Annotated in this window: 23 protein-coding genes and 4 tRNA genes; 7 read left to right on the top strand and 20 right to left on the bottom strand. The window is 28.5% G+C overall.

The genetic code is table 11. The features are described 5' to 3' along the window. The first annotated feature begins 40 nt into the window (after positions 1–40). The 3 genes from GBG18_RS03350 to GBG18_RS03340 all read left to right on the top strand — a co-directional run bounded on the left by GBG18_RS03350 (position 41) and on the right by GBG18_RS03340 (position 2,371). Positions 41–1,747: an AAA family ATPase gene (locus GBG18_RS03350; RefSeq protein WP_152188396.1), complete on the top strand. Its 1,707-nt coding sequence runs from the start codon at positions 41–43 to the stop codon at positions 1,745–1,747. Positions 1,748–1,822: 75 nt separating this feature from the next. Further along, the gene (locus tag GBG18_RS03345; protein WP_152188394.1) at positions 1,823–2,164 is read left to right on the top strand and encodes a hypothetical protein; all 342 of its coding nucleotides are present in this window, start codon (positions 1,823–1,825) and stop codon (positions 2,162–2,164) included. Between the two features lie 9 nt (positions 2,165–2,173). Continuing rightward, positions 2,174–2,371 carry a hypothetical protein gene (locus GBG18_RS03340; RefSeq protein WP_152188392.1) on the top strand — a complete coding sequence of 66 codons (198 nt, stop codon included), beginning with the start codon at positions 2,174–2,176 and terminating at the stop codon, positions 2,369–2,371. 42 nt (positions 2,372–2,413) lie between these two features. Here GBG18_RS03340 and GBG18_RS03335 read toward each other — a convergent pair. The 4 genes from GBG18_RS03335 to GBG18_RS03320 form a co-directional block, all read right to left on the bottom strand. After that, a tRNA-Thr gene (locus tag GBG18_RS03335) sits at positions 2,414–2,491 on the bottom strand. Positions 2,492–2,527: 36 nt separating this feature from the next. Next, positions 2,528–2,604 (bottom strand) — tRNA-Met (locus tag GBG18_RS03330). Between the two features lie 15 nt (positions 2,605–2,619). Next, a tRNA-Met gene (locus tag GBG18_RS03325) sits at positions 2,620–2,696 on the bottom strand. Positions 2,697–2,738: 42 nt separating this feature from the next. Continuing rightward, positions 2,739–2,813: transfer RNA gene (locus tag GBG18_RS03320), tRNA-Gln, on the bottom strand. Between the two features lie 119 nt (positions 2,814–2,932). Between GBG18_RS03320 and GBG18_RS03315 the strand changes: the two genes are divergently transcribed. Then, entirely contained in the window at positions 2,933–3,964 is a 1,032-nt protein-coding gene (locus GBG18_RS03315) for a bifunctional 3,4-dihydroxy-2-butanone 4-phosphate synthase/GTP cyclohydrolase II (RefSeq protein WP_152188391.1), read from the top strand. A gap of 30 nt (positions 3,965–3,994) precedes the next feature. Here GBG18_RS03315 and GBG18_RS03310 read toward each other — a convergent pair whose 3' ends face one another. From GBG18_RS03310 to GBG18_RS03290, 5 genes are all read right to left on the bottom strand, one after another. Continuing rightward, positions 3,995–4,489, bottom strand: coding sequence for a hypothetical protein (locus GBG18_RS03310; RefSeq protein WP_152188390.1), 495 nt, complete (start codon positions 4,487–4,489; stop codon positions 3,995–3,997). An 84-nt stretch (positions 4,490–4,573) separates the two neighbouring features. Beyond that, the gene (pckA, locus tag GBG18_RS03305; protein ID WP_152188388.1) at positions 4,574–6,154 is read right to left on the bottom strand and encodes a phosphoenolpyruvate carboxykinase (ATP); all 1,581 of its coding nucleotides are present in this window, start codon (positions 6,152–6,154) and stop codon (positions 4,574–4,576) included. Between the two features lie 27 nt (positions 6,155–6,181). Further along, positions 6,182–7,504: a sodium ion-translocating decarboxylase subunit beta gene (locus tag GBG18_RS03300; protein ID WP_152188386.1), complete on the bottom strand. Its 1,323-nt coding sequence runs from the start codon at positions 7,502–7,504 to the stop codon at positions 6,182–6,184. A 19-nt stretch (positions 7,505–7,523) separates the two neighbouring features. Continuing rightward, entirely contained in the window at positions 7,524–9,344 is a 1,821-nt protein-coding gene (locus GBG18_RS03295; protein WP_152188385.1) for a biotin/lipoyl-containing protein, read from the bottom strand. 5 nt (positions 9,345–9,349) lie between these two features. After that, positions 9,350–9,592 carry an OadG family protein gene (locus GBG18_RS03290; protein ID WP_152188383.1) on the bottom strand — a complete coding sequence of 81 codons (243 nt, stop codon included), beginning with the start codon at positions 9,590–9,592 and terminating at the stop codon, positions 9,350–9,352. Between the two features lie 321 nt (positions 9,593–9,913). On the opposite strand from GBG18_RS03290, the gene GBG18_RS03285 reads away from it, so the two are divergent. Further along, a complete protein-coding gene (locus GBG18_RS03285) occupies positions 9,914–10,570 on the top strand; it encodes a S24 family peptidase (protein ID WP_152188381.1) in 657 nt (218 codons plus the stop codon). Positions 10,571–10,586: 16 nt separating this feature from the next. On the opposite strand, the gene GBG18_RS03280 is transcribed toward GBG18_RS03285, so the two are convergent. Genes GBG18_RS03280 through mobB form a run of 5 tightly spaced genes read right to left on the bottom strand, consistent with a single transcriptional unit; the run spans position 10,587 to position 15,103 of the window. After that, the gene (locus tag GBG18_RS03280) at positions 10,587–11,579 is read right to left on the bottom strand and encodes a peptidoglycan synthetase (RefSeq protein ID WP_152188379.1); all 993 of its coding nucleotides are present in this window, start codon (positions 11,577–11,579) and stop codon (positions 10,587–10,589) included. Continuing rightward, positions 11,579–13,534, bottom strand: a complete 1,956-nt coding sequence (metG, locus tag GBG18_RS03275; RefSeq protein ID WP_152188365.1) for a methionine--tRNA ligase — start codon at positions 13,532–13,534, stop codon at positions 11,579–11,581. The genes GBG18_RS03280 and metG overlap by 1 nt, the downstream gene beginning before the upstream one ends. Positions 13,535–13,561: 27 nt before the next feature. Beyond that, on the bottom strand, positions 13,562–13,768 hold the full coding sequence (locus GBG18_RS03270; protein WP_152188363.1) for a hypothetical protein: 207 nt from the start codon (positions 13,766–13,768) through the stop codon (positions 13,562–13,564). Beyond that, on the bottom strand, positions 13,761–14,603 hold the full coding sequence (locus GBG18_RS03265; protein ID WP_152188362.1) for a class 1 fructose-bisphosphatase: 843 nt from the start codon (positions 14,601–14,603) through the stop codon (positions 13,761–13,763). The genes GBG18_RS03270 and GBG18_RS03265 overlap by 8 nt, the downstream gene beginning before the upstream one ends. A 2-nt stretch (positions 14,604–14,605) precedes the next feature. Beyond that, complete coding sequence (mobB, locus tag GBG18_RS03260; protein WP_152188360.1) at positions 14,606–15,103, bottom strand: molybdopterin-guanine dinucleotide biosynthesis protein B; 498 nt, start codon at positions 15,101–15,103, stop codon at positions 14,606–14,608. Between the two features lie 148 nt (positions 15,104–15,251). Here mobB and GBG18_RS03255 point away from each other — a divergent pair, with 148 nt between their 5' ends. Beyond that, positions 15,252–17,525 carry a glutamine--tRNA ligase/YqeY domain fusion protein gene (locus GBG18_RS03255; protein ID WP_152188359.1) on the top strand — a complete coding sequence of 758 codons (2,274 nt, stop codon included), beginning with the start codon at positions 15,252–15,254 and terminating at the stop codon, positions 17,523–17,525. Between the two features lie 19 nt (positions 17,526–17,544). After that, positions 17,545–18,024, top strand: a complete 480-nt coding sequence (locus GBG18_RS03250) for a hypothetical protein (protein WP_152188357.1) — start codon at positions 17,545–17,547, stop codon at positions 18,022–18,024. Here the strand turns inward: GBG18_RS03250 and GBG18_RS03245 are convergent. The 6 genes from GBG18_RS03245 to bamA form a co-directional block, all read right to left on the bottom strand. Next, positions 17,993–19,645, bottom strand: a complete 1,653-nt coding sequence (locus tag GBG18_RS03245) for a lytic transglycosylase domain-containing protein (RefSeq protein ID WP_152188355.1) — start codon at positions 19,643–19,645, stop codon at positions 17,993–17,995. The genes GBG18_RS03250 and GBG18_RS03245 overlap by 32 nt on opposite strands. Before the next feature lie 9 nt (positions 19,646–19,654). Beyond that, positions 19,655–19,927 (bottom strand): YggT family protein, encoded by a 273-nt coding sequence (locus tag GBG18_RS03240; protein ID WP_152188354.1) that lies wholly within the window; start codon positions 19,925–19,927, stop codon positions 19,655–19,657. Beyond that, positions 19,924–21,192 (bottom strand): glutamate--tRNA ligase, encoded by a 1,269-nt coding sequence (gene gltX, locus GBG18_RS03235; protein ID WP_152188352.1) that lies wholly within the window; start codon positions 21,190–21,192, stop codon positions 19,924–19,926. Before gltX ends, GBG18_RS03240 begins: the two co-directional genes overlap by 4 nt. 1 nt (position 21,193) lies before the next feature. Then, positions 21,194–22,432, bottom strand: a complete 1,239-nt coding sequence (locus tag GBG18_RS03230) for a M16 family metallopeptidase (protein ID WP_152188350.1) — start codon at positions 22,430–22,432, stop codon at positions 21,194–21,196. Positions 22,433–22,493: 61 nt separating this feature from the next. Continuing rightward, entirely contained in the window at positions 22,494–23,564 is a 1,071-nt protein-coding gene (locus GBG18_RS03225; RefSeq protein WP_152188348.1) for a dehypoxanthine futalosine cyclase, read from the bottom strand. Further along, positions 23,564–25,810 (bottom strand): outer membrane protein assembly factor BamA, encoded by a 2,247-nt coding sequence (gene bamA, locus GBG18_RS03220; RefSeq protein WP_226896373.1) that lies wholly within the window; start codon positions 25,808–25,810, stop codon positions 23,564–23,566. The genes GBG18_RS03225 and bamA overlap by 1 nt, the downstream gene beginning before the upstream one ends. Between the last annotated feature and the right edge of the window lie 82 nt (positions 25,811–25,892).

Here is a 25,892-nt window from a genome sequence, read left to right as displayed (position 1 = left end):
AAACTATAATCCAAAACAAAATTAAGTAAATAGGTAAACAATGCAAGAAACAGCTCTTAAAATATTGAAAACTGGTCAAAATGTTTTTTTAACAGGATCAGCAGGTACAGGTAAAACACATATATTAAATGAATTTGTTTTATATCTAAAGTCACGAAAAATTATTCCAACTATTGTTGCACCAACGGGAATTGCAGCATCACATTTAAATGGACAAACTATTCATTCTTATTTTAGCTTAGGAATTAGAGATAGTATTGATGAAAGTTTTATTTCAAATTTATTAGATAAAAAGTATCTTCAAACTAGATTTAAAAAACTAAAAATATTAATCATCGATGAAATCTCTATGGTAAGTCCTAATATTTTTAGCTCAATTGATAAAATTCTTAAAGCCTTTAAGCAAACTAATAAGCCATTTGGTGGTATTCAAGTGATTCTTTCAGGTGACTTTTTCCAGTTACCTCCAATATCAAAAAATATTGATGGAAAAAGATTTGCATGGCAAAGTCCATCGTGGAAAGAGTTAGATTTACAGACTTGTTATCTAGAAAAAAAGTTTAGACAAGATGATAATCAACTTATTTTTGTTTTAGATGAAATAAGAAATGGTCAAGTATCACAAAAAAGTCATGATATTTTAAATGCTAGACTACAAAAAGATTTAGATATAGATTTTACACCTACAAAACTTTATACTCATAATATGGATGTTGATAGAATTAATAATGATGAATTAAGAAGTATTGATAAGGAATCACAACTTTTTAAATATACAAGCGAGGGTGCAAAAGGTAATATTGAAAAGTTATTTAAATCAGCTTTAGTTCAAGAAGAATTAATACTTAAAAAAGATGCTGTTGTAATGTTTATTAAAAACAACCCTGAAAAATATTATATAAATGGAACAACTGGTGTAGTAATTGATTTTACAAAAGATGAACAAAAACTTCCAATTGTAAAACTTTCAAATGGTTATGTCGTAAAAGTAGAATATGAAGATTGGTCAATAGAAAATGATTCAGGAAAAGTTCAAGCAAAAATATCTCAAATACCTCTAAAACTTGCTTGGGCTATTACTATTCATAAATCTCAAGGTATGACACTTGATGCTGCACAAATAGATTTATCAAAGACTTTTGAAGTAGGGCAAGGTTATGTAGCTTTATCAAGAATTAAAAATATTGAAGGGTTAAAACTCATGGGATTTAATGATAATGCCCTAAGTGTTGACCCATTGATATTAAGTATTGATCCTAGAATAAAACAAGCATCAGTAAAAGCAGCAAATAAAATAGAAGCTTTTGAAGAAAATCAACTAAATGCGATGCAATTATCATACATACAAAAACTTGGTGGAACAATAGACAAGAAAGAGATATATAAAGAAAAAGTATTATTAAGTAAAGAGCCTAAAATAGAAGAAAAAATAGCAAATCATATTAAGACAAAAAACCTAGTTGAAACATCTTCAAATCTTGAAGATTTAGCAAAAAATGCTGGCTTTACAGTAACAACAATTATGAATCATTTAAGTTTAATTAAAAAAGAGGATATTGATTTTGATATGTCAAAATATATGCCAAGTCTAAATACAATTAACCTAGTTAATAAAGCTATTGAGCAAATTAAAGAAACAAATCATGATGAAGATTTTTCAGAAGATGGAAAAATTAGATTAAAAGCAATATTTACTAAACTTGATGAAAAAATAACTTATAATGATATTAAAATGGCTATTTTATAGAAAAGCCCAAATAAGCCTTAAAGAACTTTTGTTGTACACTTTTATACTAAAAACGTCATATAGAGGAAATATAGAGTGAAAAAAATTTTACTTACAAGTTCAATAATAGCAGCAGCCTTATTTTTTAATGGTTGTGAAGAAAAACAAAATAAAATAAATAGATACTTACAAAACTGGACAGGTGTAAATGGTGTACTTGAAGTTTATGCTGGTGAGAAGTTAATAAAAAGATTTATAAAAATTGATAAGCTTTCAACTGCAATTTCAACTGATGGTAAAGAGTCAAGAGCATATAGATATGGATATGGTTTCCTAGATGAAAATCTTGATTTTAAAAAAGATGCAAATGAAAAGAAAGTTTATTTTGAAGTTTCTGATTATTCAACTTATGTATTCTTTGAAAACCCAAATCCGTAGGTAATGCAAATGAAAAAATATTTATTTTTAATTTTATGTTCATTGTTTTTTTCTTCATGTGCAACATGGACAGGAATAAAACAAGATAGTTCAACTGCATGGGAAGTTATAAAGGATTTATCATCTGATACTTGGGAAGTTACAAAAGACACTTCTTCTGATATTTATAATGGAACAAAAGAAAAAGCAGATGAGTTAATGAAGTAGTTAAATTTATTAATCTTAACTTTTTTAAAAAGTTTTGATTAATGGAGCTGGTGAAGGGACTTGAACCCCCGACCTGCTGATTACAAATCAGCTGCTCTAGCCAAGCTGAGCTACACCAGCATAAATTCTAAAAAATAGAATTAAGTGTATAAAAAGTGGTGTCAAGAGAGGGACTCGAACCCTCGACCTCCGGCTTATGAGACCAGCGCTCTAGCCAGCTGAGCTACCTTGACTTAACACACTAAAATTGGTTGCGGAAACTGGATTTGAACCAGTGACCTTCGGGTTATGAGCCCGACGAGCTACCGTGCTGCTCTATTCCGCGAGCAATAATTTTTAGATATAAAAATTAAAAATATCTACTTAATGGATGGGGTAGAAGGATTCGAACCTTCGAATGACGGCACCAAAAGCCGTTGCCTTACCACTTGGCGATACCCCAATCGTTTAAGTGCCGAAATTATAGTAAAAAAGCATATTTTTGTCAAGAGGTTTTAGATTAAATTTCAATATTTTTGATATAATAATAAAAATATTAAATACTATATAAAAAGAAGAAAAATGAACGCAATACAAAGAGTAAAAGAAGCAATTATAGAGATTCAAAAAGGTAATATGGTTATTATGCTTGATGATGAAGATAGAGAGAATGAAGGTGATTTAGTTTATGCTGCAGCGCTAAGTACTCCAGAAAAAGTAAATTTTATGGCTACTCATGCAAAGGGATTAATTTGTGTATCAGTTACTAAAGAAACTGCAAACAAATTAGATTTAAATCCAATGGTTAGCTCAAACACATCATCTTATGAAACAGCATTTACAGTTTCAGTAGATGCAACTGATGCTTTAACGGGAATTAGTGCAGGGGAAAGAGATGATACTATTAGAATTTTAGCTAATCCAATTTCAAAAGCACAAGAGCTTGTACGACCTGGACATATATTTCCTTTAATTGCTAAAGATGGTGGAGTACTTGTTCGAACAGGACATACTGAGGGAAGTGTTGATTTATGTAAATTAGCAGGTCTTAATGGTGAAGCTGTAATTTGTGAAATCATGAAAGAAGATGGAACAATGGCAAGACGTGATGATTTAGATATTTTTGCACAAAAACATGATATGAAGCAAATTTATATATCTGATTTAGTTGAATATAGATTATCACATGAAAATCTTGTTGAAAATATTTCAAGAGATGAAATTACTTTTTTTGGAACAAAAGCAATAAAAAAAGAGTTTAAAGATCATATTGGAAATATTCATACTGCAATTATTTTTGGAGAATTAAGTGAAGTTACACATGTAAAATTTCATACAGTAATTCCAGATATAAAACTATTTTTAAATGATGAAAAACTTCACTCAATGCTAAAAACAATTAATTTCCTTCAATCAAAAAGTGGAATATTAATATTCTTAAGTGATGATATGCAATCAAAAGAGTCTCAAAAAGATTATGGAATAGGGGCACAAATTCTTAATTCATTAAATATAAAACAAATTAAACTTATGACAAGTGGTGGAAAACATTCATTTGTTGGATTAAATGGTTTTGGTTTAGAAATTATAGAAGAGATACAAATAGAGTGTTAAAAACCCTATTTGTATAAAGTAAAATTATAATTAAGAAGCTTTAGCTGCTGATTTAATTAAATCTAATGTTCTTTGAGGAATGATTAAATCATTTGATAATGTAATTTTATTATCATTAAAATACTTAGATTCTAAAATTGTATTAATTTTATCTTCAAACTTTTGAATTACTGTTTCTTGAGTATCTTTATCTTCAATATCTAAAAATTGAGCAGGTTCTTGATTTACTACTCGTGCTAATCTAAAGTCAAATAAATACTTATTATCATGCTCTTCATTAAACTTACTACACATAGTTTTATAAACATCATTTAAATCAGCTTCATATTTTTTATATATTATTCCAGCAGAATCATTTAACAATTTAGAAAAATTGTTATAATTAACAAACATTTCTTTTAATTCATCGTCATTTATTGAATCATTTTCAACATCAAATTTCTTTGATAATAAGTGATTACAACAGTAATACACTACCTCTTCTTCATTCTCTTTGATATCTTCTAAAAAGCTTGATAATTTCATTGTTTCTCCTATTTTTTTAGTTAAAAAAAGGAGTGAAAATTAATCCACTCCTTTTAACAGTAAATTTATTAGGAAAATTATACCTTATAAAGTTGGTCCTGCAGCTGTAAAATCATATTCACTTTCTAAAGTTAAGTATTTTTTAAAGTTTTCAATATACATACCAGCTAATTTCTTAGTAGTTTCATCATATTCAGCTTTATTATCCCATGTATTTCTAGGGTTTAATACTTCAGTTTCAACACCATCTAGTGTTTTTGGAATTCTTAAATTAAATACAGGTAATGTTTCGAATTCAGAGTTTTCAATTGAACCATCTAAAATTCCATTAATACAAGCTCTAGTATTTTTAATACTCATTCTTTTACCAACACCATAAGCTCCACCTGTCCATCCTGTGTTAACAAAATAAACATTTACATTATGCTTATCGATTTTTTGACCTAATAATTCTGCATAAACTGTAGGATTTAAAGGTAAAAATGCTTCTCCAAAACATGAAGAGAATGTTGCAACTGGTTCAGTAATACCTCTTTCAGTTCCTGCAACTTTTGCAGTATATCCACTTAGGAAGTAATACATTGCTTGTTGCTTATCAAGTTTTGCAACAGGAGGAAGTACTCCAAATGCATCTGCACATAGGAAAATTATATTAGTAGGGTGACCACCTTTCATATCAGGTGTGTGATTTTCAATATGATCTAAAGGATAAGAAACTCTAGTGTTTTCTGTTTTTGAACCATCAGAGTAATCAACTACTCCATTTTCATCATAAACAACATTTTCTAAAATTGCACCTTTTTTAATCGCACCAAAAATTTCTGGTTCAGAATCTTTATCAAGATTAATAACTTTTGCATAACAACCACCTTCGAAGTTAAATACACCATTATCATCCCAACCATGTTCATCATCACCAATTAAAGCTCTTTTAGGATCAGTTGAAAGTGTAGTTTTACCAGTTCCTGATAAACCAAAGAATAATGCAGTATCTCCATCTTCTCCAATATTTGCAGAACAATGCATTGCAAGTTTACCATCTAATGGCAACCAGTAATTCATCATTGAGAAAACACCTTTTTTCATTTCACCTGCATACCAAGTTCCACCAATCATTGCAATATTTTCTTCAACATTAAATACTACATATACTTCTGAATGTAAATTATGACTAGCATATGCCATATCAACAGTTTTACAAGCATTATATATTGTGAAATCAGGTTCAAAGTTATCTAACTCTTCTTGAGTTTGAGGAACAATAAACATATTTCTAATAAAGTGTGCTTGCCAAGCAACTTCAGTAATAAATCTAACAGACTTTCTAGAATCTAAAGATGCACCACAATATACATCTGTTACATATAAGTCTTTATTACTTAATTGTTTTTTTGAAGTAACTAATAACTCTTCATAAACTTCAGTAGATACTTTTTTATTAATATCTCCCCAAGCAATATATTTATTTGATGGATCTTGATTAACAAAAAACTTATCTTTTGGACTTCTTCCTGTGAAGATACCTGTATCTATCATAAGTGCACCAGTTGAAGATATTTTAGCACCTTCATTTTCTACTGCGTGATTCATAAGAGTATCTACATCAAGATTTCTTCTAACCGTTCCAACATTTTCTAAACCTAAAGAGTCTTTAATCTCAGACATAATTTAATTCTTCCTACTAATTAATTTTTATTTAAATATTGATAAAAGAACACCCGCTGCAACGGCTGATCCAATTACTCCAGCAACATTAGGTCCCATCGCATGCATTAATAAAATGTTCGATGAGTCATACTGTTGACCTTCTTTACTTACAACCCTTGCTGCCATAGGAACTGCTGATACTCCAGCAGCACCTATTAAAGGATTGATTTGATTGTCTTTTGAACTTAATAAGTTCATTGTTTTTGCCATTAAAACACCCATTGCAGTACCTGCAGCGAATGCTAATAGTCCAATTGCCATAATACCCATAGTTTCAGCTACTAAGAATTGTTCTGCTGCTAGTTTTGAACCAACACCTAATCCTAAGAAGATAGTAACTATATTGATTAATGAATTCTGCATTGTATCAGAAAGTCTATCAACAACTCCTGATTCTTTAGCAAAGTTACCTAAACATAATGCTCCAATTAGAGGAGATGCATCTGGTAAAATTAATAAAGTTAATGTAACTACAACTAGAGGAAATACTATTTTCTCTAATTTAGAAACTTTTCTTGTACTTTTCATTCTTATTTTTCTTTCAGTTACAGTTGTTAACGCTCTCATAATTGGAGGTTGAATAACTGGCACTAATGCCATATAAGAATAAGCAGCAACTGCAATTGCACCTAATAATTCAGGAGCTAAAGCAGAAGCTATAAATATTGACGTTGGACCATCAGCCCCACCAATAATAGAAATTGCTGCTGCTTGTTCTAAACTAAATTCAATACCTGGAACATATTGAGAAAGAACAACTGCTGCAACTAGTGAACCAAAAATACCAAATTGTGCTGCACCACCAAGTAATGCAGTTTTAGGATTTGCTAATAATGGACCAAAGTCAGTCATAGCTCCAACTCCCATAAAAATCAGAAGTGGAAAAAACCCATTTGTAATACCCATATTATAGATAATTCCTAGCATTCCATCAGCACCTGCAATTTCTGCAATTGGAATATTGGCTAAAATTCCACCAAATCCAATAGGAATTAGAAGTAATGGTTCAAAACCTTTTCTAATAGCTAAATAGAATAAGATTAAACAAATTATAATCATAATAACTCTACCATAGCTTTGTGCGAATACTGTTAATTCTTCACCATGAGGCCCTTTTAATCCTTCTTGAGGATCAATAATCGCTTTTATACCAGTTGTGCTATAAAACGAATCAACTAATTCTGACATTGATTTTGATACATACTCTTTTTTTTCTTCTGTTACTTCAGCAGGTGCTGATGCGGCAAAAGAGTTTACTGAAAATACAGCTAAAAGAGTAAATAAAATTAAAAATAAACTTTTTTTCATTATTGCTCCAATAAAACTATTAACCAATAATGGCTAAAGTTTGTCCTTCCTCAACTGCTGCATTAGGTGTAACAAGAATTTCTTTTATAGTTCCAGATTCTGGAGCGTTAATATCAATTTCCATTTTCATTGCTTCTAAAATCATGATTTGTTGATCTTTTTCAACTTTATCACCAACTTTTACAAGAATTTTCCAAACTGCACCATTTACAACAGCAGGAACTTCTACACCTTCACCATTTGAAGCAACAGGAGCTGTGGCTGCAGGTGCTTCATTTGAAGAAGCAACAGGAGTTACTTGAATATCAGCATTACCTTCAGCAATTGATACATTAAACTTTTGACCATCTACTACTACTGTATAGTTTCCATTTGCATTACTCATACTATTATTTTCTCCTAAATTACATTCTTTATCATTTTCACATGTAGAATCATTTTTTCTAATGTTTAATGGTGATTCACCTTTTAAGAAAGCGATACCTTTTTCATCACACGCAGCAGCTATAAAGATATTTTCTTCACTAGCTTCAATACCTTCAAGTTCTAATCTTTGTTTCCATACAGAGATTTTTTTCTTTTCATCTCTATCTGCAATATCTAAAGGATTTTCTTTTGTTGGTTCCATTTTTAATTTTTCAGCTGCAAGTGCAACAATTTCTTCATCTGGTGCTACTGGAGTTTTACCAAAGTAACCAAGTACCATTTTCCCATAACCTGGAGCTATTTGTTTCCATGGTCCAAACATAACGTTTGCGTATGCTTGTTGCCAATAAAATTGAGAAACAGGAGTTACAGATGTACCATATCCACCTTTTTCAACAACTTCTCTCATAGCTTTAATTACTTCAGGGAATTTATTTAAAGTTCCATTATCTCTCATCATTTGAGTGTTAGCAGTTAATGCTCCACCTGGCATTGGTGAGAAAGGAATTAAAGGAGATACTTGTGTTGCTTCTGGTGGAATAAAGTAATCTTTTAAACAATCAGTTAAAACTTCTTCATACTTTAATACTTTTTCAATATCAAGACCACCTAAATCGTAGTTCTTACCTTTAACTGCATGTAACATTGTTAAAATATCTGGTTGTGAAGTTCCACCTGAAACGGGACTTGCTGCTAAATCAATACCATCAGCTCCAGCTTCTAATGCAGCTAAATAACAAGATACAGAAACTCCAGCTGTTTCATGAGTATGTAATCTAATATGAGTATCATTTCCAACTAGTTTTCTAGCCATTTGAATAGTTTCATATACTTTTTGAGGTGATGCAGTTCCTGAAGCATCTTTAAAACAAAGTGAATCATGAGGAACCCCACTATCAAGAATTTGTCTTAAAGTCTTTTCATAAAATGCTACATCATGTGCACCTGTACACCCTGGAGGTAAATCCATTAAAGTTACAACTACTTCATGATTTAAACCATATTTCTTAATACACTCAGCAGAGTATTCTAAGTTTTGAACATCATTTAAAGCATCAAAATTTCGGATTGTTGTTGTACCATGTTTTGCAAACATTTTTGCATGTAAGTCGATTAGTTCTCTAGAACCTGTATCTAACATTACCGTGTTGATACCACGTGCAAGAGTTTGTAAGTTTGCATCTGGACCAACAATTTCTCTGAATTTGTCCATCATTTCAAATGCATTTTCTTGTAAGTAGAAAAATAAAGATTGGAACCTAGCTCCACCACCAAACTCAAAATGAGTTATACCCGCATCTTTTGCAGCTTCTACAGCTGGAAAGAAGTCGTTCATTAAAACTCTACCACCAAAGACAGATTGGAATCCATCCCTAAATGTAGTATCCATTACATCTATATACTTTTTCGCCATTAACATTAACCTTTTAGATTTTTGTGATGCTGTACAGCTGCGACAATAGCAGCTACTTTTGCAGTTTCATTAGATGATGCATTTGTATTTGGCCTTTTTACTGGCTCTATTTTCTTTTCAGGAAAATATTTTGTTAATAATGCAGCCTGAGCTTTAAGCACAAAAATCATAATAATTAAAAATGAGAATACAACACCCATTCCTAATGCCATAAATTTCAATGCTTCCGTAACTAAGTTTATTTCCATAACTTTCTCCGTGGTTACCACAATGTGATTATTAGTGTAATAATATATTAAACTAGCTTTATTAACATTTATACTTATCTTTGATTTTTATTAAATTGTTAAATTTGAATTTTTTATAATACTTTATCTCCAAACTGGTAAATTAAAGTGTCAACTTTATGAAAAAAATTCATAACGTTATTTCTTGTTTCAATAATTTTTCTTGCCATTTTGTGTCCTTTTGTATTTAATATTTCAAATTCTATAATATTTTCCAAAAGTACTTGAAAAATATTGCATTTTGTAATATAATTATGTAAAGACTATGTAAAAGGATTTAAAATGCTTATTGTAAGTGAAATCATAGATAAATTAAAAGATATACTAAGTGCTGATGGAGTAAATGGAAAAATATTCGATAAAGATGTGGCAACTTCTTTAGAATTATCGCAAGCAAATTTTGCAACAATGAAAAATAGAGGGAAGATTCCATACTCTAATATATTAAATTTTTGTGCAAAAAAGAAAATATCAATAAATTGGCTTCTTTACAACCAAAATCCAGGTTCATTAGTAGATAGTACAGACAAATACTGGATAAAGTATTTTCCTGAAGTTGCTGTTAGTGCTGGTGGCGGTGCATATGAAAATGATGATGATTTTGAATCTTTAGAAGTTCCTGCATATTTTATTGATAGATTAGGTGGAAAAGATAATTTAAAAAATATTGATGCAATAAATGTAGTAGGGGACTCAATGGAACCTACACTAAACGATGATAATATCATATTTTTAGATAAAACAAAAAATGATTGTTCAAGAGATGGAATATATGCATTTACTACTGTTCATGGATTATTTGTAAAAAGAATACAAAAAAGAGTTGATGGTAACCTAGATATCATTTCAGATAATAAAGACTATCCATCACAAGTATTAAATAATTCTGATATTAAAATTGTAGGAAAAGTAATAAGTACTTTTGGAACAATATATTAGAAAATTGATTTCAAATCTAGAAAAGAGTTAGCTCTTTTTCTACTTTTGATAAATTTTCTTCAATATTTACAGAATCAAACCCAAAGATATAAGAAGCATTAAAAGAGTTCTTTTTAAAAATATTTTTTATTTCAGAAATATCTTTTAAGATAATTTGCTCTTTTGGTAAACATTCATTATAAGAAGAAGTTATATAAATTATCTTTCCATAAGTAAATCTACTTTTTAAATAAGAAATCTCTTTTTCTACTAAAGAGATATTATTTGATGTAATAATAAATTTATCTGATTTCCCAAATTCAACAATATTAAAATTCTTATCTAAAAATATTGTTTTAAAAAGATTAATATTTTTCAATTTTGAATCATCAAACTCCTTTATATCTAAAAAATTATAAACTCTTATAAAACTTTCAATATAAATACTTGGAATTTTAACTCTTTGGAAATACTTATTTTTAAATGTGAAAGAGGTTTCAAAAAGTGAATGCTTAAGTAAATTTGAGACTAAAAAATCTTCATTTTCAAACTTTAAGTTATTTGGGTATATTTTATCTAATACTTCATTATTACTTGAAAATAGGATTGTTTCATCATCAATATCTTCAAGTATAGGAACAAAACCTTTTAAATTTTTTGGAATAATTTTTATTTTTTTATTTGATAAAGAAGAAAAGTTTTTTAGAAATTCATTACTTATTTCATCACAAAAAAAAGCTTCTAAATTAAAATGTGCAAGTTTATATCTAATTAGTTTTATTACAGAGGTATTAAGACTATCTACTTTTATCCAAGCAATTTCTTTATCGACAATAGGATAAATATTTTCTACTATTATTGCAAAAGCACCTTTTTGGATAGCTAATTGGATATCATCCAAATTATAAGCTATAAAAAGGTCACCTTCTTTTACTTTTGATACATTAGTTTTAAAAGAGTATATAAAAGATATTGATGGAGAATTTAAAAGTTTTCCATCAATAATATCTATAATAGAAGTGATTTTCACTAGCTTATTTTAGTTCCAATTTCTTTTGGAGCTTCTGGTCTTATTAAAGATAAACCATTTTCATCTTTTGCAGCCATTAACATTCCTTCACTTAGCATTCCCATTAATTTAGCTGGCTTTAAATTTGCAACAACACATGCTTGTGTTCCTACTAAATCATCTGCATTATAAAACTCTTTTATACCTGCTAAGATTTGTCTATTTCTTCCTTCACCTAAATCAACTTGTAATTTTAAAAGTTTTTTAGATTTTGGAACTTCTTGGGCTTCTACAATAGTTCCTATTTTTAAAGATGTTTCAAAAAACTTATCAATTGTGATTAAGTTATCATCTTCTTCAACTTTATCTTCTTTTTTTGAAGCTTTAACTTCTGCAACAGCTTTTTCAACAACTGCAGGTTTTGCTTGTTCTAAAAGAATTTCTTCAATTCTAGGGAAAAGTTGCTCAACTTTTGTAATAGTTGTATCAGCTATTAATTCTTTATTTAATATTAAAGATGTATAAGTTTTATTATCAATAGTAATTCCTAAAGAAGCTGCAATTTTAGCAATCTTATCAGGCATTACAGAATCTAAAAGAAGTGAAACTCTAGCCATGATATTTGTAATTAAAGCAACTAAGGCCATAGCTTCATCACTTTTACCTTCTTTCATTAAGTTCCAAGGTTCATAATCACCAATTGCTTTATTTGCAATAGTTAATACTTTCCAAATATCTTCCAAATATCTATTTAATTGCATTTTGTATAGATATTCTTCTATATTTTCAAAAATTTCTTCTACTTCATCTAACTCTTTTTGATGGAACTTTTTAACATCTTTTGAAGATACTTTAAAGTCAAAATATTTTCCACTCATTCCAGAAATTCTGTTTAATAAGTTTCCTAAATCATTTCCTAAGTCAGAGTTGATTCTATCCATTAAAGCTTTTTGTGAAAAGTCACCATCTTGACCAAAAGGAACTTCTCTTAGCATGAAGTATCTAAATGCATCTAAACCGTAAGCATCAGCTACAAGTTTTGGATCAACTACATTACCTTTTGATTTAGACATTTTCTCACCATCTCGAGTCCACCATCCATGAGCTGCAATATGCTTTGGTAATGGTAAGTCTAAAGACATTAAGAATGCTGGCCAATAAATAGCATGGAATCGTAAAATATCTTTTCCTACTAGATGAGTAGAAGCAGGCCAGTGTCCCATCTCTTTTTCATCAGTTCCGTATCCAAGTGCAGTAATATAGTTCATTAAAGCATCAAGCCAAACATACATAACATGCTTTGGCTCATTCATAGCTTCAGGAAGTTTAACACCCCAATCAAAAGAAGTTCTAGAGATTGATAAGTCTCTTAATCCACCTTGAACAAAGTTTACAATTTCATTTTTCTTAGATCTTGGAAGAATACAGTCTTCATTCTCTTCATACCACTTAATTAGTTTATCTTCATAAGCAGATAATTTAAAGAAATAACTCTCTTCTTTTACAATATTTGTAGGCTTTCCACAATCAGGACAAAACTGCTCATCAACTAACTGTTTTTCAGTAAAGAATGTCTCACATGATACACAGTAATAACCTTCATAATCACCTTTATAAATGTCACCTTTATCATACATCTTTTGGAATGCTGCTTGAACACCAGTTTTATGCTCATCATCTGTAGTTCTAATAAACTTATCATAAGAAATATCAAAATCATCCCATAAAGCTTTGAACTTTCCAGAAACTTCATCAGCATACTCTTTAGGAGTTTTTCCTCTTTGTTCTGCACTTTGTGCAATCTTTTGACCATGCTCATCAGTTCCAGTTAAAAAATAAGTATTCGCACCTGTTAATCTTGAATATCTAGCTAGCATATCTGCTATAATCGTTGTATAAGCGTGTCCTATATGTGCTATATCATTTACATAATATATTGGTGTTGTTATATAAACATTTTTACAAGATTCTTCCATTATTTACCTCTTTTATAAATTATAATATTAAAATTCAAAGCCACCGCCAGCACCTTTATTCATTGATGAATAAACAGCCAGGACGTATTTCTTTCTTAAGTCACAGTCAAAAAACTTATCACATGGAGTACATGACTCTAAGGAATTACTTGTTTGACACTCTTTTATTTCAACTAGTTTTTGATCAAGCTTTATTTCCCACTCGTCAATAACTATGTCGTTTGTTTTATCCATTCTTTTTATAAACTTCTAAAACTCTATTAATCTCAGTATTTGAACCAAAGAAACAAGGAGTTGTATCATGGATATGTGTAGTTTCAACTTCTAAAGCTCTTTTAAAACCATCAACTGCTTGACCATTTGCTTTTTCATAAGTATAAGCAAATGGGAATACTTCAAATAATTGTCTTAATTTACCTTTTGGTCTATCTGTAGTTCCTGGATAAGAGAATAAACCACCACCTTTAAGTAAAATCTGGTGTAAATCAGGAACCATACCACCAGAGTATCTTAATCTGTAACCATCATTAAAAATATCATCAATTAATTGTTTATGAAAAGGAGCCCAACAGTTTTGTGTTGAACCTGGTGCATTAAGCTTTCCTTTTTCATCTAAAGTAATAGTTTGAATAAATTCAAATTTTCCTTTTTTTAATCTATACATTTTAACATCATCAATAGCAACTACCATTTCAACTCGTGGACCAAATACAACATAAACAGAAGCTATAATACTTTTAGCATCAAAATTATCTTTATAAATTCCGTAAATAGAACCAACAGATAAATTTACATCTACTAAAGATGAACCATCTAATGGATCGTAAGCAATTAAATATTCACCATTTTCATTTAAATTAACAATCTCTTCTTGTTCTTCAGAAACAATAGCTTTAATACTTGGAATTGTTTTAAATATATCTTCAATAATTACATCACTTGCAATATCAAGTTTTAATTGAGTATCACCAGTTGAATTTTCTTGTTCACTTTTTCCTGTATCACCAGTTTCAATTAACTCTTTAATCTTAATACTTGCTTCTTCTATTGCTTTAATTATATCTTGCATATTTATACTCTCTTTGCGTTTTTATCAATCCAGATAATCATATCTTCTGGAGAGTTTAAGTTTAATCTGTCAATTGTTGATGGAATATCATCATCATTAATAGTATCATCGCTAGCTATTGCATCTGTTACTTTAAAGTAATCTTCATTTAAACTATTTCTAAAAATAGAAATTCTAGGTAAGTCTAAAGTTTTTAAACCCTCAACTAATAAGTAATCAAAATCATCAAATAAATCAATCATTTCATCAATTGTTGAAGTTTGTTTTTTTAATAAAGTAGTTTTATTTGGACTTACAACTGCAACATCTGCACCTGTTTCCCCAAATTTAAACGAATCTTTTCCTGGTCTATCAAACATAGCTTTATCTTTTGGATCATGTTTAATAATACAAACTTTAAAACCTCTATCTTGTAGAATATTTGACACTTTTACTATTGCTGTTGTTTTTCCACTATTTGATGGTCCTGAGAAGGCCACTACTAATCTTTTTTTATTCATAAAATGGATTTTATCTAAAGTAGGGTTAAAGTATATTTATATAGCAGTTTATTTTATTATTCTAATGCTAAATCCTTAGATTATATAAGCACAAATAAGATAAAATACAACTCTTAAAAAAGTATCAAAATCAAAAGGTTTAATAAGAATGAGTGAAAATAAAGATTTTTTACATGCAATAGTAAATGAGGACTTAAACTCTGGCAAATATAAAGAAGTTATTACTAGATTTCCACCTGAGCCAAATGGCTTTCCTCACATAGGGCATGCAAAATCTATTTGTATAAATTTTGGTATTGCATCAGACTTCAAGGGTCATTGTAATCTTAGAATGGACGATACAAACCCAACTAAAGAAGATACGAAATATGTAGAAGCTTTAAAAGATGCTGTTTCTTGGCTTGGATTTGATTGGGGAGAAAACGTATGTTTTACTTCTGATTATTTTGATAAAATATATGATTATGCTGTTAAACTTATTAAAATCAATAAGGCATATGTTGATAGCGTAAATGAAGAACAAATGCGTGAGAATAGGGGAACTGTTACACAAGCAGGAGTTCGAAGTAAATTTGCTAATAGAACTATTGAAGAAAACTTAGACCTTTTTGAAAGAATGAAAAATGGCGAATTTAAAGATGGAGAACATGTATTAAGAGCAAAAATTGATATGGGTGCTGCTAATATGAAGCTTAGAGATCCTCTTTTATATCGTATTAGACATGCTCATCATTTTAGAGCAGGGGATAAATGGTGTATTTATCCAATGTATGATTTTGCTCATTGTTTATCTGATTATATTGAAAATGTTTCTCACTCTATTTGTACGCTAGAGTTTGAAAATAACCGTGATATTTATAACTGGGTATTAGATACTTTAAAACTAGAATTACCTCGACCATACCAACATGAATTTGCTCGTCTTGGAATAAACTATACAGTAATGAGTAAAAGAAAACTTTTAGAATTAGTTGATGGTAAATATGTAAATGGTTGGGATGATCCAAGAATGCCTACAATCGCTGGATACAAAAGAAAAGGGTATACAAAAGAATCTATTTTAAATTTTTGTGATCAAATTGGAGTTGCTAAAGCTAATTCAATGGTTGATGTTGCACAACTAGAATTTTGTATTAGAGATGATTTAAATAAAAAAGTACCTAGAGTATTAACAGTACTTGACCCACTTAAAGTTACAATAGAAAACTATGAAGGTAGTGAAGAACTTGATGCTTCATACTATCCACATGATGTTCCAAAAGAGGGTTCAAGAAAAGTACCTTTCTCACGTGAGATTTTTATTGAACGTGATGATTTTTCCCAAAATCCTGAAAAAGGATATTTTCGTTTAACTCCTACACAAGCAGTTCGACTTAGACATGGATATATAATCTCTTGCAAAGAAGTTATAAAAGACTCAGATGGAAATATTACAGAAATAAAAGCTGAATATTATCCTAATTCTAAAAGTGGAAGTGATACTAGTGGAATTAAAGTAAAAAGTGCTATTCAATGGGTATGTTCAAAAGCAGCAAAAAAAGTTGAAGTAAGACTTTATGATAGATTATTTAAAAATGAAGCTCCTGAGGGAATTGAAGATTTAAATCCTAATTCATTAAAAGTTATTAAAAATGCACTTATTGAGCCTGCTGTTATACTTGAAAAAATAGATGAAAGATTCCAGTTTGAAAGACAAGGGTATTTTTATGCTGATCCAATTGATTATAGTGATGAAAAACCTGTCTTTAATAAAATAGTTGGACTTAAAGACTCTTGGGGTAAAAAAACAAAAGTTGAAAAACCTGAGCAAAAAAACAAAGAAAATACTCAAGTAAAAATACAAGCTAAAAATGAACAAATAGTTGGAGAAGTTACAGCTATGAGTGATGAAGAAAAAGCATTATTTGAAAAGTATTCAAAAGAGTTTGGATTAAATAATGAAGTAGCAAATATTTTAGCACGGGATGAAAAGCTTTCATCATTTTATCAAGAGTGTTTAACAACATTAAATAGTCCTATTAGTTTAGCAAATATTGTTGTAACAGAAGTAGCAAGAGAGTTAAAAGAAAAAGATACATCTGAACTTAAATTTACAGCAAGTCAAATATCTCAACTTGTAAAAATCCTTGATGATGGCACGATATCGAGTAAAATTGCAAAACAAGTATTTGAAGAAATGGTAAAAAGTGGAGAAAACCCAACAAAAATAGTTGAAGATAAAGGACTTGTACAAATTAGTGACCCTGCTATAATTTCACCAATTATCGATGAAATTATTGAAAAAAATCCAGATAATGTTGCTAAATTTAAAAATGGAAATACAAAGCTTTTAGGTTTCTTTGTTGGTCAAGTATTAAAAAGTACTGGCGGAAAAGCAAACCCACAAGTAGTTAATAAGCTTGTAGCACAAAAGTTAAAATAATAAATAAAAAGGTTAATATATGTACAAAACTTTATCTATATCAATATTATCAACAATATTTATAGGATGCTCATCAACTACTGCCTTAAAGCATTTTAATAAAAATGAAATTGAAGCTAAAGCTATGCAGTATACTAAAAAAGCTGATGTAATCATAAATAAAGAGCAAAAAGCTCTTTTATGGGCAACTTACTTAAATAATACAGATATTAAAGAGTTTAATTCTAAAGATGAAGTGTTTGTTACATCTGTATATTTTGTTAATCAAGATAATCAAGATATAAATGAAAATGGATACTCTTTTACTTTAAATGAACAAAAGCCAAAATCTATTGAAGAAATAGCAGCTAATGATGAAAGATATAAAGATATATTATCAAAAAACACTTGGGGAAAATACTACCTTGTAAAGTTTAATCAAGTAGAAAATACTTATAACTTAACGCTTACATTAAGTAATAAAAACTCTAATTCGGCAAAATTAACTTTTGAAAAATAGAAGATAAAGTTACTTTATTTTCTTCATTTAGATGGTTGTTATAAATATAATAGTTTGATAAAACTTTTTTTCCATATTTTCTAGTTTCTGCATAGGAAATTTGTTCTATACTCATAAATGGTTCAAATCTATTTTTTTCTTTAAAAAGACCACGTTTAAATTGACTTCTTGTATAACCTGGACCTCCATTATATGCATAAGCTATAAATAAAGGGTTGTTATCAAATTGTTTAGTTAAAGAATCAAGATGTTTATTTGCATACTTTAAATTTACTTCTGGCAAAAACTGTTCATAAATATTATATGGCTCTTTTAATTGTTTTGCTAAGGCTTTTGATAAAAACGGCATGATTTGCATTACACCTTGTGCAGTTGCAAAAGAGACAGCAGATTGAATAAATCTACTCTCTTGTCTTCCAATTGCATACATTAAAACCTGTTTACTAAGGTCATAATTTTTCATAGTAGCTCTAAAAGGTTTTATATAATATTGCTTTTTATATTTAGAGTGTCTTTCTAATACATAAGCATAATGAGGTAAAGTTGATACATCTGTAAAAAGGTTTTCATATTTTAAAAGTTTATTATCATCAAAGTTTTTCTTTGTATCTTCTTCAACTTTAATCCATTCAAATTGATCTAATGTATTATATGAACTTGGCGTATTTGGAATATCAATATCATAATAAATATTATCTATTTTTACTTCTAATAACTCTTTTGCATATAATGAGTAGAGGTTATTATCCCAACTTTGAGCAGTTTGATTTAAAAATGTTTTATTTTGAGTTAATAAATAAATCCAAAAAAGTGCTCTATCTTTATCTGATTGTAAATATGACTTATTATAGGCTTTATTCAAATAGTTTAATGCAACTGTTTCTTCATTATGATTAATAGCATTTAAAGCTAATGAGAAAAAAGTTTGATTTGTAATTTTATTATTATTCTTAACATTAAATAAAGACTTTTGCAGCTTTTTTAATTCTCCTCGATGAACAACATAAGATATAAATCTATTAAAAGTATCTTCTTGTGATAACTTATCAATAAAACTTTGAGGTATTAAATTATTTAGAATATTAAAACGATAAGTATCTCTTGAGTCAAAAAATAATCTATAAAATCTACTTGTATTTGAATTTATTAAAGCATCAAAAGGATTATTATCTGCAAAAACTTTTAAATCATTTGCTAAAGTAGGGTAGTCTTTAATCTTTTGGATTGCAATTTTTAGGTTTTCTTTTGACATTTTAGTTGCATCAAAAATACTCAATCCTAAAGCTATACATCTAGAGTTCTCTTTTAATAACTCTTTAGAACTTGCCCGATAACATCGTAAATCTTTATTTGGAATTTTTGAAAACCTTTTATTAAAAGCTTTTTTAACTCTTCCTTTTTTTGCTCTTGACATATCATAAGCTATTTGAGCATCAACTTCACTAATATCTTTTTGATTTAAGTATTGAATTATAAAGAAATCTTTTGCGTAAGATTTAGGCTTTTCATCAAGCCAATCTAGTGTAACTTTAAAACCCTTATCTGTAATATTAACAGCTTCAATATTTGCATTAAGATTTAATGATACAAGACAAAATAGTGAAGCTAATAATTTTTTCATAATATTCTACTAGAAGAATAAGTTTTTTAAGAAAATCTCTAAGAACATTAATCCAAAGATTAATATAATTGGAGCTAAATCCATTCCACCAAAAACAGTAGGAATATATTTTCGCACTAAGGCATAAGCTGGTTCTGTTAATCTATATAACATTTGTACAATAGGATTATTTGGATCAGGTCTAACCCATGTTAGTAACGCTGAGATTATAATAACCCATTTATATAAAGATATAATCGTTAAGACTACAGTAAGTACTGAAGTAATGAAGGCATCTATCATTTTACAATTTCTCCTAAATAATTTTTGATTAATGGATAAATATTAGAAATATCTGGTCCACTTTTACTTCCAGTTAAAATGAATCTTAAAGGTTTGTCTAAAGAATCATCTTTTAATTGTGTTTTTTCTATGATATATTTTTTTAAATCATCAAAATTATCATAATAAGGTGCATTTTGTAAACACTCTTTTAACTTTGCAAACTCTTCATCAAAACCAGGACATGTTGTTTTAGCTTCAAAAATAGTATCTATTTTATTTTTTAACTCTTTAAGTGTACTTAACTCTTCTAAATAAATCTTTCCAAGTTTACCAATATCTAAATCAGCAAATCCTAATAACTTAGATAATCTCATTTCATCCATTTGTTCTAAATGTTTTTTATTAATAAATCTTAATTTATCAATATCAAATTTAACTGCTTCTTTTGAAATATCTTCAAGATTAAACCACTTTATAGCTTCTTCTAAAGTAAAGATTTCTTTAGGAGTTTTATTTCCTAAAAGAACTAAATAGTTTGCAATTGCACTAGGAAGAAAGCCATCATCAATTAAATCTTTTACAGAATTTGAAACATTAGAAATATTAGCTAAGTGTGCATACTTTATCTCTTTTGTATATCCTAAAGAGTTTCTAATATGTATTTGTTTTGCAGTACTTGCAATATGTTTTTTATTTCTAATTACAAGCGAAATATCCATTAACATATCATCAACTGCACAGGCATAATCATATGTTGGTGTTTTGTCATGTTTTAAAATATTAAAAGCGTCAATTTCATCAGGTGTTATATCAAAATCACCTTGTAAACTATCAGTAAACTTGATATTTTCTTTTGGTTTACTAATTCTTACAGTAAAAGGTGCATTTACTTCTAAAATAGCTTCATCTGATAAAGTTTCACAAAAACCATCATATACAAATGGTTTGTTTTTTGCTTTTGCTTCATTTTCTAACTCTTGAAGTTTAGCATCTCCACAAAAACAAGAAAAAGCTTTCTTTTTAGTAAGAAGTTGCATAGCCATTTTTTGATGATATTTTAAAGAGTCACTTTGATGTGCTGCAGTTAAATAATCAATTGAAAAAAGACTTAAAATTTCTAAAATTTCTTTATCTTTTCCATCAATATTTTTTTCTTTATCTATATCCTCAATTCTTATTACTAAATCTTCATTTAATTGTTTTGCAATTATATAGTTAAATATTGCAACTCTTAAACTTTCAATATCCATATCCGACGTAGGACTTGGTGCAAATCTTAACAAACTATTTCCTTACTATTGCAAATGTTAAATTATTAATCTCTTCATGAGATTTTATAAATTCATTTAAATCTTCTAATTTTAAATCTTGAATTAAATCTAGTTCTCTTTGTGGGTAACCTTGATCTAAACCTCTATAATAAAGAGTAAAAGCCTTATTTAATCTTTGTGATAAAACTTCATTTCTTAAAGGTTCACTTCCTGTTAAAAAGTTTTTTGCAGCTTTTAATTCATCTTTTGTAACACCTTTTTTTACAAACTCTTTAATAATCTCTTTTACTAAAGCTTGTGCTTCTTTTGCTGTTTCATTTTTAGTTTGTAAATAACCACTAAAGAATGTATGAGATTTATTAATTGATACTGAACCATAAGCACTATAAGCTAAGCCTCTTTTTACTCTAATTTCTTCCATAAGTCTTGAACCAAAACCTGAACCACCTAAAATAAATGAAGCAACTTTTGCGATATATCTATCCTTATCACTTGCACTTACTTTATATGAACTACCAAAATAAATATATGCTTGTTCAGTTTCTTTAATTAGTGTTTCTTCTTCATCTTTAGATACAAAATTAATCTCTTCTAATTCTCTTTTAGTACCTGGTTTTAAAACATCTAAAACTGGTTTAATTAACTTTGCAAACTCTTTATAAGAAAAATCTCCACCTGCAACAATAATTAAATTATTTAAATTAACTGTATTATTGATAAAGGTCTTTATATCTTTAAGTTTAATATCTTCAATTGATTCTAAACTACCAGAACTAGGGTTTGCTAAAGCAGTACCTTTGAAAAGATTTGCTTTTAATAAATTCTTTGCAGTATAATCAAAATCATTCTCTTTTCTTTTTAATTCACCTGTTTTTAATGTCTTTAACTTTGCAAGTGTATCTTCACTATAGTTAGGTGATTTAATTAATTTAGCTAATAACTCAATTGATTTATTTGATACATCTTTTAAGTTTGATAACTCAATAACAAAAGTTTCAAAACCATTTGAAGTATGTAATGAAATTGCATTTTCTTCTAGTTTTTGTGCAAACTTTGTAGAACCTAACTCTTTTGTTCCCTCATTTAATAGTTTTGAAGAAAAACTAGCTAAGCCACTTTTCTCTTTATCTTGTATATAACCTGAATTTTGAAAAACTAATTGTAAATTTAAAATTGGTAAACTATTTTGTTTTTCAAAAACTACTGGAACTTTAATTCCTTTTATCTCTATATGCTTTATAGTAGCACTCATTAAACTTCCTTGTAAAATTACTAATGCAAATAAATATTTTTTAAATTTTTTAATCAAAGGATTAATACCTCTCAAGTATCTCATAAGCTGTATTTCTTTTTGCTGGTTTTTCTCCAACATCTTTAATAAGCCTAATCATCTCTTCTTGATTCATTCTATTTGAAGCTCCTGCAGCTTTAACTACATTTTCTTCCATCATTGTACTTCCTAAATCATTTGCTCCAAAATTTAAAGCTAATTGACCTATATAAGAGCCTTGTGTAACCCAAGAACTTTGCATATTCATAAAATTATCTAAATAAAGTCTTGAAACTGCAAGTAATCTTAAGTATCTATTTGAAGATTGAGGTTTAATATCTGGAATCTCTTTTAAAAGTGTTGTATTAGCACCTTGGAAAGACCACATAATAAAAGCTCTAAAGCCACCAGTTCTATCTTGTAAATCTCTTAAAAGTTCCCAATGTTCAATAATCTCTTCATCAGTTTCAACTGTTCCAAACATCATTGTTGCTGTTGTTTTCATCCCAATTGAATGTGCAAGCTCATGAACTTCAATCCATTCAAGACTATCCATTTTATTAGGTGCAATAATATCTCTTACTCTATCTGATAATATTTCTGCACCAGCGCCTGGAATTGAACTTAAACCTTTATCTTGAAGTCTTTTTAAAACTTCTAAGATTGTAATTTTAGATACTTTTGCTATATATTTAATCTCAATTGCAGAAAAACCATGAATAGTTATTTGAGGATATTTTGTATGAATATGTGAAACTAACTCTTCATAATAATCAATTTTCAATTTTGGATGAACTCCACCTTGGAAAAGGATTTGAGTTCCCCCAATTTCTAATAATTCATCAATTTTTGCATCAATTTCATCAAACTTTAATACATAAGAATCATCATCTCTTCCATGTCTAAAAAAGGCACAAAATTTACAATCTACCCAACATACATTTGTATAATTAATATTTCTATCAACTATAAAAGATGTTGTCTTATCAGGATGTAACTCTAACTTTCTTTTAGTTGCTAATTCACCTAATTCTAATAATGAAGCATTTTGGATTAAATCTAATGCTTCTTCATTTGTTATTCTTCTATTTAATAAATCCATTTTCTTAACCATTAGAAACTACTCCCAAGTGAAAATTCAAATGACGATGTTTCATCATCAGCTTCTGCATCTAAAGCTTTTGCAAAAATAAGTTGTAATGGTCCTAAAGGCGATATCCACTCTAATACAGCACCTGTACTTGATCTTGCTACATCACTAAAGTTATCTTCACCAATCATTCCATAATCATAGAATAATGCCCATCTCATTTTAGCATTCGGAATTAAAGGGAAACTCATTTCAACAGAATTTGCCCAAGATCTTTTATAAGGATCTGTAACATATCCAGTTGTATTTGTAGGGAAGGCATAAGAAGAATATCCTCTTAAACTTTTAACACCACCTAAATATAATGAATCACCTTGATTTATTTGTCCATTATCGATTAAAGCACTTATTCTAGTTCTAAATCTAAAAATCCAATCTAATTCAGCATAATCATTTAAACTATTAAAATATTTTAAATATGTACTTGATTTCAGATATTTTGAATCACCACCAACACCAGCATATTCTAAAGATGTTCCAGCTTTAATACCTTCTCTTGGTAATTGATAATTATCTGTATTATCAAAGCTTAAATATGGAGTTAATGAACTTGATATATATTCAGCATCTTGGAATCTACTAGCATCTGGAACAGTTGAATCATCATCATATGTATACTCTTCTTGAATAAAGTCAAGTTTATATCTTAATCCACCTCTTAAGTTTCTAAGAATCTCTCGACCAACACCAATAGAAAAACCTTTTGTATTTTTGTCTAAATCATATACACTTTTACTAATTTCTGCATCACTATTATGTGCTTCAATATCACCATTGAATTTACTATCATTAATAGCTGGATTACTTAAGTTTACAGAAAACTCAGTTTTATTAGCAGATAAATCAGCACTAATTCCTACACCTAATCCTGAACCAAAGATATTTGAATCTTTAACAGAACCACTAACCATTAATTTATCATAAGAACCATATCCACCACCAAGAGTTAATGCACCTGTTGCTGCTTCAACTACTTCAATTAAGATGTCAATTTTATCTTCACTAACTCTTTTTTGTTCAACTTTTACTTTTTCGAAATAAGAAGATCTACTTAATTTTGATTTTGTATCAGTAAAATCTGTTTCATTATATAAATCTCCAGGAGCTAAATAAACATCTCTTCTAATAACTCTATCAAGTGTTCTTGAGTTTCCAGAAATTTTTACATCATTAATATAAACTTTTTTACCAGGAATTACATTATGTACAATATCAACTTTTGAGTTTTTTGTATCTTTTTTAACATCAAATTTAACTTGAGCATAAGCATAACCCTTGTTAGCAACTTGTGTTTTAATATAAGCTTGGTCAAGTCTAAGTTTTTTAATATTAAATGTATTTCCAACAATTAAATCTAATTCTGGGTAAATGTCTTTTGCATCTACTATTGAAGAATCCACATAAATTTTAATATCATTTGTAATATATTTAGTACCTTCTTTAATAAAGAAGTCTAAATTTGCTTGATTTGAAGCAAAATCAATATTTAAAAAAGGTTCTTTAACTTGTGCATCAAGATATCCTTTTTCAAAATATAATTCATTTATTCTTCTTGCATCATATTTTAATTGATCAATTTTAACTTCACCATCATTTTGACCAAACCACCAAGAAGCTACTTCTTTTTCTTTATTTGCTGTAACATTATCAAAATCATCTTGGTCTAATTCACTAGCTCCATAATAATTTGCTTTTTTAATAATGATTTCATCACCTTTATTTACATTAAATGTAAGTTTTAGTGAGTGTTCATTAATAGTTTCAATTTCTGTTTCAACAACTGAGTTGATATATCCATCATTTTCTAAAAGATCTAATAATACTTTTTTCGCATCTTTAACTCTTTTTTCAGTGTACATCGAACCTTTTTTAAGTTTAATCATTGTTTTTAATGATTCAATATCATCTGTACGAGACTTATAACCTTGTATATCAATATTGGCTATTGAAGGTTTTTCTTTAAAGTTTAATTGTAATTTTCCGTTATCATTAATAACAACTATATCATCAAAGTAGCCGAATTTATAAAACTCTTTTATTGCATTGTTTATTTTATAATCATTGAATTCATCACCTGGTTTCATATCAAGTGTTTCATTTACTATTTTTTGAGATATCTTATTTAAATTATTATATTCTATAGATTGTATTGTATCTGCGCATAGTGCTGTTGCACATGCTAAAGAAAATAGGATTACTTTATTTTTCACGACTTTCCTTAATTTCATAATTAGGCATTAATATAGCTAAATTCTCTTTATATGAATATTAAGATATAATCACAAAATTAAT

It is taken from the genome of Poseidonibacter ostreae, from assembly GCF_009208075.1.
Classification (GTDB): Bacteria; Campylobacterota; Campylobacteria; order Campylobacterales; family Arcobacteraceae; genus Poseidonibacter; species Poseidonibacter ostreae.
This window is presented reverse-complemented; position numbering and strand designations above follow the sequence as displayed.

Excerpts from the sequence above, each read along its gene's own strand:
- GBG18_RS03350 (WP_152188396.1), top strand. The coding sequence starts at position 41 with ATGCAAGAAACAGCTCTTAAAATATTGAAAACTGGTCAAAATGTTTTT.
- GBG18_RS03340 (WP_152188392.1), top strand. The coding sequence starts at position 2,174 with ATGAAAAAATATTTATTTTTAATTTTATGTTCATTGTTTTTTTCTTCA.
- GBG18_RS03315 (WP_152188391.1), top strand. The coding sequence starts at position 2,933 with ATGAACGCAATACAAAGAGTAAAAGAAGCAATTATAGAGATTCAAAAA.
- GBG18_RS03310 (WP_152188390.1), bottom strand. The coding sequence starts at position 4,489 with ATGAAATTATCAAGCTTTTTAGAAGATATCAAAGAGAATGAAGAAGAG.
- pckA (WP_152188388.1), bottom strand. The coding sequence starts at position 6,154 with ATGTCTGAGATTAAAGACTCTTTAGGTTTAGAAAATGTTGGAACGGTT.
- GBG18_RS03300 (WP_152188386.1), bottom strand. The coding sequence starts at position 7,504 with ATGAAAAAAAGTTTATTTTTAATTTTATTTACTCTTTTAGCTGTATTT.
- GBG18_RS03295 (WP_152188385.1), bottom strand. The coding sequence starts at position 9,344 with ATGGCGAAAAAGTATATAGATGTAATGGATACTACATTTAGGGATGGA.
- GBG18_RS03290 (WP_152188383.1), bottom strand. The coding sequence starts at position 9,592 with ATGGAAATAAACTTAGTTACGGAAGCATTGAAATTTATGGCATTAGGA.
- GBG18_RS03285 (WP_152188381.1), top strand. The coding sequence starts at position 9,914 with ATGCTTATTGTAAGTGAAATCATAGATAAATTAAAAGATATACTAAGT.
- metG (WP_152188365.1), bottom strand. The coding sequence starts at position 13,534 with ATGGAAGAATCTTGTAAAAATGTTTATATAACAACACCAATATATTAT.
- GBG18_RS03270 (WP_152188363.1), bottom strand. The coding sequence starts at position 13,768 with ATGGATAAAACAAACGACATAGTTATTGACGAGTGGGAAATAAAGCTT.
- GBG18_RS03265 (WP_152188362.1), bottom strand. The coding sequence starts at position 14,603 with ATGCAAGATATAATTAAAGCAATAGAAGAAGCAAGTATTAAGATTAAA.
- mobB (WP_152188360.1), bottom strand. The coding sequence starts at position 15,103 with ATGAATAAAAAAAGATTAGTAGTGGCCTTCTCAGGACCATCAAATAGT.
- GBG18_RS03255 (WP_152188359.1), top strand. The coding sequence starts at position 15,252 with ATGAGTGAAAATAAAGATTTTTTACATGCAATAGTAAATGAGGACTTA.
- GBG18_RS03250 (WP_152188357.1), top strand. The coding sequence starts at position 17,545 with ATGTACAAAACTTTATCTATATCAATATTATCAACAATATTTATAGGA.
- GBG18_RS03245 (WP_152188355.1), bottom strand. The coding sequence starts at position 19,645 with ATGAAAAAATTATTAGCTTCACTATTTTGTCTTGTATCATTAAATCTT.
- GBG18_RS03240 (WP_152188354.1), bottom strand. The coding sequence starts at position 19,927 with ATGATAGATGCCTTCATTACTTCAGTACTTACTGTAGTCTTAACGATT.
- GBG18_RS03230 (WP_152188350.1), bottom strand. The coding sequence starts at position 22,432 with ATGAGTGCTACTATAAAGCATATAGAGATAAAAGGAATTAAAGTTCCA.
- GBG18_RS03225 (WP_152188348.1), bottom strand. The coding sequence starts at position 23,564 with ATGGTTAAGAAAATGGATTTATTAAATAGAAGAATAACAAATGAAGAA.